This is a genomic window from Bacillota bacterium, from assembly GCA_013177945.1.
In the GTDB taxonomy this organism is placed as follows: domain Bacteria; phylum Bacillota; class DSM-12270; order Thermacetogeniales; family Thermacetogeniaceae; genus Ch130.
On record JABLXW010000021.1, the window covers coordinates 1 to 13739 of the forward strand.

The window sequence follows — 13739 nt, forward strand, 5'->3', positions numbered from 1 at the left end:
CAATTATATCCCCGGAAACTCCGAGAATTCGCAGGGCTTCAGCAGCATCTGAATTGAGCAACACGATCCTGCTCAATCCTCTGGGAACGGTAATCTCCTTCCCGGTGGAATCTTTAATGGTGATGGTAGTTTTTTTTGCCTCGCCCGTTGCCTGCTGTTCATTTCGACTGCATCCCGCAGCCGCCAGGGATAAAAGAACGATAAAGACGAACACTAACAGCTTTAAAGACAATTTCTTTTTCATTCCCAATTCCCCCTCTCTGATTCTCGCAACAAGAAAGAAAAAGGGCTACAAAAACCCAACCTGCCTTCAGGCAGGAAAGGACCTTCGTGGCCCTGCTTTCCAAATCTGAACGCTCATTTTACAACATTACTTAAACTTGAAAAATGAAGCTTCTTCTTCCCGGAGTTATTTCGCCAGCTCCAGCTGGCGTTTGTTTAACCCTTTCGATATTTAGGCAAGAAATCCTTCTTTTATTTTTTCCGCCTCACTATATGAATCCCCGCCGTACTACAGGGTGAATAAGTTAATTTGCCAGCGTAACTTCCTCATCAATTACTTTACCGGCGGATAGGCGAATATTATATCTTCCGGGCATTCGATTCCCAGGAAAAGCTCAAGGTATTCTTTATAAATATGTTTCGGATTTATCTCCAACGATGGATGAAACCACTTTGCCCAATAAGCAGCGCCGACAATACCATCCAGCCCCCAGGCAATCTCACTACTCAGCAAGTAGATTCTATTATTCTTAACTGCGGATATAATACTCCAGCCAGGACGGTTCTCGAGTTCAGCGATTATTTTCTTTGGCTCCTCTGGGTTATTCCAACCCCACTTTCCCTCTTCTATGCTGACGTGTTTCACTATTACGTCGGGATTTTCCTTTACCACCCACTCCATACTCACAGTCGGATATTCAGGCAGTCCAGCGGCTACATTCCTACCCCCAGCAAAAGTGCATACAGCCTGGCCGCTGGATCCCTTGCCATAGCTTGTGCCCGCTTTAGATCCCCATTCCATAAATACTTTTGGTTTTTCTTCTTCATTGAGATCTCTTACATATTCATTAATTATTTTTTCATATTGCTCCCGCCATTTTATATACTCTTGTGCTTCATCCTCCTTTTCCAGAAGGTATCCCAGCTTTTTAATTTCATCTTTAATGCGGTCTTCCCTGTAAAAATCAAATCCAATTACTGTAATTCCCAGGGGTTTAAGTTTTTCCTCAAGTTTTGAAAGTCGTTCTTGATTTGCAGAAGTAATGACTATATCCGGATGTAAACTGGCTATCACCTCAACGTTGGGCACCGTCCAGGTTCCGACATCCGGTTTGTCAATCAGTTCCGGAAAGTAATAAGGACTGTTCTTTTTCGAATTTGAATCTATACCTACTATTTTATCAGCAACTCCCAGCACTTTAACCGCCTCACACCGGTAATTACCCAATGCGATTATCCTTTCGACCGGTTTATTAACAGTTACACTTCTACCGAGAGAATCAATGATCCTCCTAGGATAGCTGATAGCAGTCTCTTCTGATGCTTTTTTGGCAGCAGTCTCACGTGATGCTTTTTTACATGAAAAAGTGAAGCTAACCAGTAGAGTAAATATTATTATTAGTGTTATATATAAAAATAATTTTTTTGAGCCTTTCACTTCTATCTCCCCCATTCTGAAATTACATATATCCTTACCTGATAGCATCCCATATTCAACAAGAACACAGACCTTGTTACAAGTCATGTGTTTTATTAAGGTCAGTCTGTCCTGTTAATCATGCTTATTAACCACTGGCCGCTTAAGAGAAAAAGATCTCTACCATCTAGAAAGACTGTCCCCAGATACGGCTTCAGGATCCTGTTGATGCAGCGGAGCAGGGTGCTCTTGCCCGCCCCGTTGGGACCGATGATGGCAAGAATCTCCCCTGCCCTGGCCTCCAGCTCCACGTCCTGAAGCACTTCCCGGCTTCCGTAGCAAAAACGATTCCCTTTACCTTCAGCTTCATCGCGTCCGCTCCTTTCAATAAAATTTCTCCTGATAAATTGACATTTTCCCCTTCTCGCTCCCTGCTACGAAGCCTCGCCTTGATGCGTTTTTCCAGCCGGGAGCATACATTTTCGTGGAGTGAACAAGCTTAATTTAAAAATTTTAACTGAAAGAAAGAAAAAGGGCCACAAAAACCCAACCTGCCTTCAGGCAGGAAGGACCTTCGTAGCCCTGCTTTTCCCACGCCGTATTCTTATGTAAAACCTGCTCCCTGCAGTTCACTTTTTAAGAAGATTGCTGTAACCCGGCATTTATCTCCGACCCCGTGCAGGGTTAAACCAAACTGCTAAAAGCTTCGCTCAAAAGTCGCTTTGTATAAACATGCTTCGGATTATCAAATATTTCAAAAGAAACGCCGGTTTCCACGATTTCACCTTGATGCATAACATAAACTTTATCAGCAACTTTTCGGGCCAAATGCAAGTCATGGGTAATGTAAAGCATGGCAAACCCATACCTGTTTTGGAGCCCCTTAAGTTCTCTTAAAAGATTGGCCTGCGTAGAAGGGTCCAGCATCGAGGTTACTTCATCCGCAATTAATAATTTTGGGTTAGTTACCAGTGCCCGCGCTATTGCCAGCCGCTGGCGCTGTCCCCCGCTCAAGCCGTGGCAGTAACGGTTCAAAAATCCCGGATCAACGGACAGTTGAACCATCTGCAGCGCCTTGATTGCCTGCTCTTCCCTTTCTTCTTTGCTTCCCCACTTAATTATATCCAGCGGCTCTTTGACTACATCTAAAACTTTCATGCGGTGGCTCGTTGCGGAAAAGGGGTCCTGGAAGATAATTTGCATACCTCCGATCATTTTGGTGGCCCATCTTCCCTCCACCTTTTTACCTCTGAAAAAAACGTGGCCCGCATCAGCCGGCAGAACACCCACCAAAATGTGGGCCAGCGTTGACTTGCCGGAACCGGATTCTCCCACCAGTGCAACCACTTCACCACTTCTTATTTCCAGGCTAACGCCTTTTACCGCCTCAATTTCCATATCTTTCAGCTTATACGTTTTTCGGATGCCTTCGGCCCTGAGAAATGTTTCAATGCCTCCTTTGTGGCAGGCTACCATACGCTCGAGGCCTATATACTTGAGGGGAGGCCTGCTCCTGCTGCAGCTTTCCTCGCGCTGACAGCACCGGGAATAGAAAGCGCAACCTCCTATAGAATTTCCCGAGAGAGGTTCCCCGTCGATCCCCCAAAGGTCCTTGTATTTAAACAGGTTGGGGGAAGAATTAAGCAGGCCCCGGGTATAACAGTGCATGGGGTTTTTAAGCACTTCCGAGGTAATTCCCAGCTCGACTACCCGCCCGCAGTACATGGTCATAACCCTGGAGGTAAGTTTTTTAATTACTCCTAAATCGTGTGATATTAAGACCATGGTCAAACGTAATTTTTTTTGTAATTTTTGTAACAACTGTAAAATATCATTTTTGCTCATGGCGTCCAGCGCCGTGGTAGGCTCGTCTACAATTAATAATTCCGGGTCGCAGGATAAAGCCATGGCCAAAAGCACCCGCTGCCTCATCCCCCCTGATAACTGGTGAGGATAATAGTGCCGCCACTTCGGGTCCAGGCCTACCATTTCCAAAAGTTTTACTACCTTTTGGTCAATCTCTAAAGGAGACAGGTCATAATGAGTCCGTAAGGGTTCACCTATTTGCTCTTTGATTTTAAGTACGGGATTAAGCACCTCCAGGGAATTTTGAAATACCAGAGCAATATGTTTCCACCGGTACTTTTTTAACTTTTTCTCTGGCAATCCAGTCAGCTTTTGGCCGTTGTAAAAAATTTCTCCCTCAACACTGCCCTGTTTAATAAGCCCCATTATCCCCAGGGCAAGGGAGCTCTTGCCGCACCCGGATTCCCCGATAATTCCCAGGCTCTCCCCTTTTCTGAGCTGCAAGGACACGGCGTCAACAGCCTTCACCGGTGGGTTTACGGTATGATAAGTAATTGATAGATTCTTTATTTCCAGCAAAAATTTACCGTCAGCGGTCAAAGCAACACCCCCTCGAAAGCAGGCGTTCACCTTCCCATACGCGGATCAGCAATTCGCTCCAAATCACGGCTGACGAAGGCGAGTGAGATTACCATTGCAGTTAACGTAAGCCACGGGTAGAGCAGCCACCACTTCCAAAAGTCAGTGTAATAAATTCCCCGAAAATTGGTGGCATGATGAATGATCAAGCCCCAGCTTTTAGAGGTGGGGTCACCCAACCCTAAAAAGGAAAGCCCGGCCTCAGACACGATTGCCCTTCCCGTAAGCCTGATCATATTCACCGCCACCACAGGGAAGACCTCCGGGAGAAAGTGCCTCCACATTAAATACCAGGCGCCGGCACCATATGTTTCCGCCGATTTGATGTAACTCTGTTCTTTTAACATCAAGATTTGAGAACGGGCAATTCTTGCGGGGAAAACCCACGAAAACAGGGCCAGCACCAAAATAATATTCAAAAGGCTTGGACCCAAAAAGGCTGCCAGCACAATCATCAGCGGAAAATCCGGCAGCACAATCATAACATCAATTAACCTCATTAAAACCTTATCGGGCCACCCGCCCAGGTATCCTGAAACAATACCAATCAAGCCGCCGCCTAAGCCTGCCAGTAAAGCTGTCCCAAAACCCACGAGCAAGCTGACCCTGGCCCCGTAACATATCTGGGACCAGAGGTCAATACCAAGCTCATCGGTTCCTAAAGGATGCCCCCCTCCGGGCGGCGAGAGCGGTGGTCCGGAGGGGATATTATGAGGATGTATTGAAATACAGGGAGCAAAAAGAGCTATCAGGAGAACGGCGAAAATCACCACAAGACCGGCTATTCCCGGCAGCGAAAATTCTTTTACCAACTCGATTATTTTTACCGACAACTCGGGACTGCCCCCTCAAACCTTTTCTCTTTTGGCTTCTACTCCGCATCACCGACCCGCGGGTCAAGTTTTTTGTAAACTAAATCAGCAAAGAAATTCGCCGTTAAAACACATATGGTTACTACCAGAAAAATCCCCTGGATAACTGGATAATCATGAAACTTTACCGATTCTCGCATTAAATGCCCCAGCCCCGGATAAGCAAAAACATTTTCCACAAGTATGGCGCCACCCACAAGAGAACCAAGGCTTAAGAACACGCGTGTTACTATAGGAAGCAGGGCATTTCTCAGAGCATGACGAAAAATGATCCGTCTTTTGGGAAGTCCTTTTGCCCAGGCAGTACGCAGGTAATCCTTTTCCAATACCGTTACCATGCTATTTCTGGCAAGCAAATACATGCCGCCCAGGTGGGCAATGGTTAGAGCAACCACCGGTAAAAAAGCATGGTGTAAAATATCCAAAAGCTTTTCCCACCAGCCATGATAATCGATAAAGTGGGTTATCGCTCCTGATAATGGGAACAGGCCCAGCCCCGCGGCGAATGTAAAAAGAAGCATAAGCCCCAAGAGAAAGGCCGGAATTTCCGAGAGAAAAATCATATTTAAAAACAAGAGTCTATCCAGCCATTTCTCCCGGTACCAGGCAGATATGCTGCCCAAAATAACGCCGATGCCGGTGCTAAATACAACCGCCGCAATTACCATAAATGCCGTCCATGGTAGCCGGCGCAGGATAATCTGGCTTACCGGCTCCTTGTAATACAAACTGTACCCTAAATTCCCGCGGAATAACTCCCAGATATAAGACAGATACTGCTCACCAAGAGGCCTGTCCAGACCGTAGTAGTGAAAGAAAAACTGCCTCTGCTCTTCGCTCAGCACGACTTCCTCATTTTCCGGATCAGCCGAGGTGAGCACCAGGAAGGGATCGCCCGGTATTATCCTGGGGAGAAGAAAGTTTAAGGTGATCACAAGCCAGAGGGTGATGCCGTATTCCAGGAGCTTCGAACCTCTCTTCCGCCGCATATTGTACCGGCCTCCCCGCACTTGCATGCTTTATCTATTCTGGCACCCCCTTCACCCGTCGCCTGGATAACTTTTCTGCCGGTAGCCGCGACAGGAATTCAGGGGAGAGCGGAGCTCCCCCCTTCACCAGATAAACTCTCTAGATAAACTCCCTTGAGCTGCCAGAACCCTTCTTCGCTGCTTCTATACCACGCGGATCTAACCGTCATTAGCCAGAACTGGACCAAGAAGAAGGTGTTCTGTTCCTCCCCCTCAGTCGTCCACAAAGTTTTCCCGGCTGTCGCTGTGATAGGTTTCCTGGCTCCAACCGTCGTATACCGAAGGCCGGTGCACCGCCAAGGAGTTTTTATAATATAAAGTAAGCTTGGGCAGGTCTTCAGCCACGATTTGCTGCAGCTCGGCCATCAGTTGCCGGCGCTTTTTAGGATCGGTTTCTTTCTCCTGGGCGGAATACAACCTGTCGACCTCCGGGTTATGGTAACCGATCACTGCTGCGGTGGTAGTTGTAGCCCTGGCCTTGCTTTTACTGGTTATCTCCTTTAGGTCTTCCCCGCCGCCGCTGCCGTTGATGCAGAGCTCAAAGTCTCCCTCCTTAAAGCGGGCGTCCCTCGTCTTCATATCGACAGCCTTCACGTTGATCTCCACACCTATCAGGGCCAGCTGCTGCTTGATCAGTTCTGCCAGGCGGGCGCTTCCCTCGTCGGCCAGCAACTGGAAGCTCAACTTCTTCCCGCGACTGCTCTCCCGTACCCCGTCGCCGTCGGTGTCCTTATAGCCCAGGCCATTTAAGAGGTCTTCCGCTTTCTGCCGGTTATAAGGGTATTGAGGCACCTGGGGATTGTAAAGCTTGTTGTTGGGGTGCAGCACGCCAGGGTTCCCCGGCACCGCAGCGCCGCGCTCCACCTTTTCCACCAACTCCTGGCGGTTAATGGCATAGGCCAGGGCCTGGCGGAAAACCTTGTCAGCCAGTTCCGGCCGCCGCTTCATATTAAAATAAAGCCGGTAGGCCCACGTGGTCTCATAGCGCATGACCCGGTACTCTGGATTATTTTCGAACCGGGGCAAAAGGTCGGGCGGAATTGTGATCCGGTCGACTTCCCCCTGCTCGAAAGCCAGGACCTCCTCGCTCACCGGAACAAACTCGATCACCTTAACGCGCGGCTTGCTCCCCCAGAAGTCTTGATTGACCTCAAATCGATACGTGCCGTGCTCCTTGCTGTAATCAGTCAACCTGTAAGGTCCCGATCCCACTGCGGCCTCGGGAGCAACGAAGTTATAGGGATCGGTGACTTTTTCCCAGATGTGCTTCGGGATAATGGTGAAACTTGCCAGGTTGGCCAAAAAACGGGGTTCCGGCTGGCCAAGCTCTATCCTCAGCGTCTGGCCGTCCACGGCCTCCACTTTTCTTACAGCAGAAAGATCAGCAGCACTGACTGGGGGGTACTGCTTCTGGTATTCATAGCTGAAAGCCACGTCTTCGGCTGTGAGCAGCTGGCCGTCGTGCCACTTTACTCCGGGCCGGAGCTTAAAGGTGTAGACCAGGCCGTCCTCGCTGACCTGCCAATCAGCGGCCAGTCTGGGAAGGATCTTACCCTCGGCATCGCTGGCCACGAGGGTATCGAAAATCAGGCGCATCTTGCGAGAACCTGGACCTCTGGAATAATGGGCAAAAGGTGTCGGGTATCCCCAATCTCCTCCTCCTAACCTGATTGTGTCTGCTTGCTGTTTTTTCTCACTTTTTACCAAATCAGCTTTTTGTTCACTTGATGCCTGATCTTTTCCGCAACCGAACAGAGCAACACTTAAAGAAAAAACCAAAAGCATAATCAAGATAAATAATGAGTTTTTCCTCCGCATCCCTCACACCCCCAATTTCAGTCGTAATAATTTGCGTAGTCAGTCATCCAGCAACCACGTCATTGACGCGCCACAGCATCATCCCCCAGCAGCCTCCAGTCTCCTGTTGAAAGACGCCATCTCGGGCATGTTCTCTAACGTACTCTTCTATCACCTGTCTGACCTCTGGGGTTATGTCCATATAATTCCAGAAAAACCTGGTCAACTCCTCAATCGCCTCCTCCATTCTGTGTTCCCGCATGCGGCGATTGGCAACAAAGCGGAGATTGGGACGGTAACCCATGGCATAAAGCAAACCGAAAGGATATAAAATGTCCCCCGGGTTACCTCCTATGTCTTCGTTAAAGAACCGCTGCCAGAGATCGCGGTGCGCTCGCCCCCAACGCTGGCCGGAAAAAGCGCTTAGATAACAATAACCTCTTGAGGCCTTAATCATTTTCTCCAGCGTTTCCGGGTCCTGTACCCCGGGCGTCATCGAAGCAAACACCAGATCAAACTGACCGGTCATTCCTTCCTCTTCCACCCGAACTTCCTGCCAGGTTCGCTGTATGATTCTGACATTTTCCAGCTGCTCGGCCGCCACCTTGTCCTTAAGAATTCTTACCATCTCGGCGGCAGGCTCGACGGCGGTTACCTGCCTGCACAGACGGGCAAAGGGAATGGTGTAATTCCCCGGTCCCGCCCCAATATCCAGCACACTGAAGCCGGGTCTTAGGGCGCCCTCCTTTTCCAGCATAGCAATCACCATTTTTTGTCTTTCCCGGGCGTTCTGTTCACTGGTTCTTTGTGCATAACACTGAGCACGCCGGTTCCAATTTTCTATCATCTCACTCCCGTTCCGGCAGCGCCGCCGCCTCATCGGCGAGTTTTCCCGAGCATCTTGCCACAGTTTTATCCAAAACTCCCTGTCAGACGGAAATAACTGCAAAATTCACCCTCCCTTCTGATTTACCATTCGTTATTCAGGATACAATTTACGGATAAACCCAGGCGCCCTTCGGCTCGACGCCGTGGAACTTTTTCAGGATCTCTTTGTGGATGGCCGCAGGATCCAGGTCCCGGAAGAGGCCGGGGTGGATCCATTTGGCCATGTAGGCGATCCCCACCACCGCCCGGGGGCCCGTCCAAATGTCGCTGGAGACGATGTAGACCCTTCCCTTTTGCACTGCCGAAATCTTCTTCCAGCCCGGCCGCGACATAATCTCGGCGCGCTTCTTTTTCATCGCTTCCGCGGATTCACCGAGGCCTGAAGGAACACTGGTGCTGCTGACGGCCTTGATGATCACCTGCGGATTCTGGGCGAGAACCCACTCGGGGCTGACCTTGGGGTAGGGAATCCGAAAGCCGCCGGCAATATTCTTTCCTCCAGCAGCCTCCAGCATCTGAGCACCGCCGGAGCCGGCACTGACGCTGGAGTAATCGGTATAGCTCTCAACGTAGGTCGAAGGTTTCTTAGCAAGCGGCAGCTTCTTGGTCCGGCCTTCGATCAACTTTTGATACTTTTCAATTACGGCGATGTACTCCGCCGCCTGCTTTTCCTTTCCGAGGATCTTGCCCAAGGTGCGGATGTCCTGGGCGAGAGTCTTCCACTTGTAGCAGTCGAGAAGGACTACCGGAATCCCTGCCTTCTGGAGCTTGACGATCACTTCGTCTTTGGTGTATCCTGGATACCCAAAAACAATGTCAGGCCTTAAGGCCACAATTTTCTCCACATTGGGCGCATTCCATTTCCCGACATCCTGCGCCTTTTTCAGCTTCGGCTTCAATAACGGGTCTTTCAGACAGGTATCCGAGACGCCGACAAGATAATTTGCCGCCCCTAAAGCACAGATCATTTCTGCAGTATCGCTGTTGGTCACAATGATGCGCTGCGGAGCGTAGGGAACCCTGACCGTTCGCCCCAGGGAATCGGTGATGGTGATTCTCTTAGATGCTGCCTGGACTGACGGAGCGCAGGCAAGCTGCCCCAAGACCAGGCTGAAAACCAGAACAAGAGCCAGACAGTGCGCAATCGCATTTTTCGCTTTCACCATGAGCAACACAACCTCCCTTCGCTTTTTGCTTGCTTAAGACCACCACTGGCGCTTCCGCTTGAGGAGCAGGTAGATAAAGAAGGGAGCGCCAAGCAGCGAGGTGACGATTCCCACCGGAATTTCTACAGGCGCGAGCACAATCCGGGCTAAAGTATCGGCGAGCAAAAGCAGAACACCGCCTGTGAGGCAGGAGCAGGGGATCAAAAACCTGTGATCACCTCCGATGAGGATGCGGCAGATGTGGGGGGCAATCAAACCGATAAATCCGATGATCCCGGTAAAGGCAATGGTGCTCGAGGAGACAAGCGTCGCCAGACCAAGAGACACCACCCTCAACCGCCCTACGTTAACGCCCAGGCTCATGGCGACATCTTCCCCGGCGCCGAGCACGTTGAGATCCCAGGCGTAGCGGACGAGCAGCCCCAGGCAGACCAGCACAACAGGGAAGAGAATCGAGACCGTGTCCCAGCTCGCACCCCACAGCCCCCCCATCAGCCAGACAACCAGCTCTTTGAGGGCTTCGTGCTCGGAGATGTACTTGAGGGCGGAGACTCCGGCTTGAAAAAGGTAGCCGAAGGCCACACCTGCAAGCAGCAAAGTCTCCGGAACCGCACCTTTGATCCGCGCCACCCCGTACACCAGGACCATCGTCAGGGACCCGAAAACGAAGGCATTGGTCACGATCAGATACCTTCCCATCACGTTGAAGCCGGCCCCCAAGATTCCCGTCCCGAGGATGATGGCGAGAGCTGCTCCGAAGGCCGCTCCGCTGGAAAGGCCAAGGGTATACGGGCAGACGAGGGGGTTGCGCAGGATGCCCTGCATCACCACCCCGGCCCCGGCAAGGCTGATCCCTGTAAGGGCAGCAAGGAGGATCCTTGGAAGCCTGAGCTCCATTACCACCGTCTCTGCGAGGTCACTCGAGGGAACTACGTGAAGGCCGGGAATCACCTTCCCCGCGATGACACGGCAGACATCTGAGACGCTGATCCCGGCGGCCCCGGTTGCCGTAGCGAACAGCCCGATGCCAACCAGGATCAAGACCAGGCTTCCCAAGAGGGCAATTTTCCGGGCGGCATAGCGGGTATACAGCTCCCTGATCTGCGCGATGTCAACGCTCCTGCCGGCTGCAGCGGCTTCTCCAGTAGTCACGGAGACGGCCAAGTTTCCCCACCCCTTTTATCCCGGGGGCAGCCGGGGATTGCAAAGGTATCCCCGAGCCGCCCCGAGACTGTATTTGGAGTTTCTTTAGCTTATGATCACCTGCTGCTTCGCCGCGTCCCAATCCACTTTCAGGCCGAGGGCCTGGGCCGCGAACCTGTAGGGGAGCATCACGCGGCCGCTTGCAATTTCAGGAGCAACGTCTATGGGAACCGGCACACCCTGCAGGAGGTAGGACTTTTCACCCACCTTAAACTGCACCACGCGCTTTTCGGCAATCAGAGTGACCGTTCTGGCCTGGCCGTCCCAGAGGATGTTGTCGTCCGTCAGCCCCACGGCGTAGGCGAGGTACCTGATCGGGGCGTAGGTGCGGCCGTTTTTGATGTAAGGCGCCACGTCCATTTCCCTTTCCTCGTTGCCGACGAGGTACTTGTTGCTCCCGATGGTGAAGACCACCTGGGCCTTCACCACCGCCGGGGCAGCAGTAAGGCACTTCGCCAGCACGCAGGTGAGCTTGTTGAGCGGCTCGGAGAAGAGGCTCCCGGTCTCGGTCAGGGCGCTCCCCGTCACCTCAAGGGTGATGTCTCCTTCAGGGAGGGTGCGGTCCACCGTGAGATAGACATCCTTTACAGTAACGGTGCTCCCCACCTGTTCGGCAGTAGTTTCCCCGGCGCCTTCTTCTTCCTCAGAGCTTTCCTTTGCCGCCGCCTGCTTCTCTACGGGTGTGGCGCTGGACTGCTTCACCGGGATCACCAGGACGCGGTCCCCGTCTTCGAGCCTGATCCCAGCGCCGTCGATCTCCAGGTCGCCCGCGGCCACTGCCACCGTGGGCTTTTTGGCAAAGCGCACCCCGGAGGGCAGGGTGAGCTTCAGCACCGCCCGGTTCCCGGCAGCGTCCCGGGCCCTGAGCGCCCCCACCAGGTTCTCCTGGATTGTGAGGTCGCCGACCGCCTGCTCCTGCGCCCCGATGCGGACGGAGCCGCCCGCGGCATTTAGCGCCACCGGCGCCTGGACGTTGGCCACGGTCACGGTGCTGTTGATGCCCGGACCCTTGACGGTCACGCTCAACTCCTCGGGCGCGTTCAGGGCGAGGTCGACTGTCCCGTTCTTGAAGCAGTAGATATTGCGCTTACTCACCGCCGTGGTAACTTTGTACACAGCCGTCCGGCGCTCGTTCTCGAAGCCCTGGAAGCTTATCGGGACTACAAGATTGTTGCCTTGAAGTACCTTCTCACCGGCTTCAAGGCTCACCTCGGGCTCCCGGTTCCACTTCGCCCCTTCGGGAAGCGTGAGCCTGACGAGCCTCCCCTGGGGCAGGTCCCCCGGCATCCCCTCGGCGATGGTAATGTTGCCGATCTGCTGGTTGAGCCTCCCGGCAACCACGTCGAGGGTACTTTTGGCCGCCACCGCCAGGCCGGAGACGATGTACTTCGCCACCGTCACCTCGGCCACCTTCTCCCCGCCCACGCCGGGATTGGTGCCTCCGTAGGTGACCTTCACGTCGCGGGCGGTGGTGAAGGGCTCGTTAGCTTTGACCGAAGCCTTGATAATAATCTGTCCTGGTAGTTTTCCTTCACCGGGTGCATCTGAAGCGCTGCTCTCTTTCAAAATCTTGAGGTAGAGGGCACTGCAGCCGTTCGCCTCGGTGTAAACGGCGTAAGTCACGCTGCCGGCTCCAAAGCCTCCCTGCGGGATGAGCTTCACTGTATCCCAGGTGAAGCCGGGGCTCAGGACCAGCTTCACCGTGTCGCCGTTCGGGAAAACATCAGCGTTCTTTTTCAGGGCCCCGGGGGAGTCCTCCTTCAGCGTGATCTGGGCAATATCCCCACCGTTTTCGGTGATGTTCGTCGGGGAATCCGCGGTGATCGTGCTCCCGCCCCCTGTGAGGAGCTTGCCAATGGTTACCGTGCCTGAAGTGAAGCCAGCGGTCGAAGGCGCGTCTAGCGTCACTTTGATGTCGGAGGATTCCAGATCCTCAGGCGCCACCGGTTTGATGACGACCTCGTCGAAGTAAATGTAGGTTCTGAAAGTGTTTGTCGTTGGCGGAGAAGGTGCAGCGTACACTTTCAGGGTAACACTCTGCCTGCTTGTGACCTGAAGCCGAATCTCGCTTGATTGATCCTTGGTTAATAAAATCTCCTGGTCGTAGGGTACATTCAAAAAATCTATAATGGCTGGATTTGGTGTCGGATTTACTGGGAAATAGCTACCGGACTTAACAAAGTAAAAAGTCATTTTCTGGAGTTCCGTGAAGGTAGGAAGGGTGAGCGTCACCCAGTCGCCCGGCTTAATCGACATGGCATTACTCTCGCTGATGTAGAGCCCGCCGAGCTGCTGGGGGGTGCCGTCCGCGACCACGTTCGGGCACCAGAGCGCCGAGTTTGTGGTAGCAGCCTCGGCCTTTATGGGAACGCCCAGGGAGAAAACCAGAAATCCTAACAAAAGGAAACCCGCCAGCAGAGGCGAAAGCCTGCCGGACCTGTAAACCTTAAAAGCCCAGAAATTCATCTTCCTGTCATCCTCCTCTGGTCAAGATTTAAGGACAAACCCAAATGTGCTTAAGGGTTTTTAGTCTCTGGGGAAAAAGAAAACCACGAAAGAATATCCCTCCTTTCAGTGGGGGCAACCTTCGTGGTTGCGTTGCACTCCTGGTATTTTTTGAGTTCTGAAGAGAAAGTATAAGAAGGTTTTAACCCCTGCTCCGAGCAGGGTCTTGTTTTCGAGCTTGCCTTGCTACTATTCG

General features: G+C 52.2%; 11 protein-coding genes. All 11 read right to left on the reverse strand.

What is annotated here, in order from left to right; translation table 11 throughout:
* On the reverse strand, positions 1 to 244 hold a 244-nt coding region (locus tag HPY58_12585), incomplete at its 3' end, for an ABC transporter substrate-binding protein (GenBank protein ID NPV30458.1).
* Between the two features lie 312 nt (positions 245 to 556).
* Positions 557 to 1675 (reverse strand): ABC transporter substrate-binding protein, encoded by a 1119-nt coding sequence (locus HPY58_12590; protein ID NPV30459.1) that lies wholly within the window; start codon positions 1673 to 1675, stop codon positions 557 to 559.
* An 86-nt stretch (positions 1676 to 1761) separates the two neighbouring features.
* Positions 1762 to 2028 carry an ABC transporter ATP-binding protein gene (locus tag HPY58_12595; protein NPV30460.1) on the reverse strand — a complete coding sequence of 89 codons (267 nt, stop codon included), beginning with the start codon at positions 2026 to 2028 and terminating at the stop codon, positions 1762 to 1764.
* Between the two features lie 295 nt (positions 2029 to 2323).
* A complete protein-coding gene (locus HPY58_12600; GenBank protein NPV30461.1) occupies positions 2324 to 4024 on the reverse strand; it encodes an ABC transporter ATP-binding protein in 1701 nt (566 codons plus the stop codon).
* A 47-nt stretch (positions 4025 to 4071) separates the two neighbouring features.
* Complete coding sequence (locus HPY58_12605; GenBank protein ID NPV30462.1) at positions 4072 to 4917, reverse strand: ABC transporter permease; 846 nt, start codon at positions 4915 to 4917, stop codon at positions 4072 to 4074.
* A gap of 38 nt (positions 4918 to 4955) precedes the next feature.
* Entirely contained in the window at positions 4956 to 5945 is a 990-nt protein-coding gene (locus HPY58_12610; GenBank protein ID NPV30463.1) for an ABC transporter permease, read from the reverse strand.
* A 252-nt stretch (positions 5946 to 6197) separates the two neighbouring features.
* Entirely contained in the window at positions 6198 to 7802 is a 1605-nt protein-coding gene (locus HPY58_12615) for a diguanylate phosphodiesterase (GenBank protein ID NPV30464.1), read from the reverse strand.
* 43 nt (positions 7803 to 7845) lie between these two features.
* Positions 7846 to 8661, reverse strand: coding sequence for a class I SAM-dependent methyltransferase (locus tag HPY58_12620; GenBank protein NPV30465.1), 816 nt, complete (start codon positions 8659 to 8661; stop codon positions 7846 to 7848).
* A 115-nt stretch (positions 8662 to 8776) separates the two neighbouring features.
* Positions 8777 to 9835, reverse strand: a complete 1059-nt coding sequence (locus HPY58_12625; protein NPV30466.1) for an ABC transporter substrate-binding protein — start codon at positions 9833 to 9835, stop codon at positions 8777 to 8779.
* 33 nt (positions 9836 to 9868) lie between these two features.
* Complete coding sequence (locus HPY58_12630; GenBank protein ID NPV30467.1) at positions 9869 to 10945, reverse strand: iron ABC transporter permease; 1077 nt, start codon at positions 10943 to 10945, stop codon at positions 9869 to 9871.
* Between the two features lie 138 nt (positions 10946 to 11083).
* Positions 11084 to 13504 carry a copper amine oxidase N-terminal domain-containing protein gene (locus HPY58_12635; protein NPV30468.1) on the reverse strand — a complete coding sequence of 807 codons (2421 nt, stop codon included), beginning with the start codon at positions 13502 to 13504 and terminating at the stop codon, positions 11084 to 11086.
* Positions 13505 to 13739 lie beyond the last annotated feature (235 nt).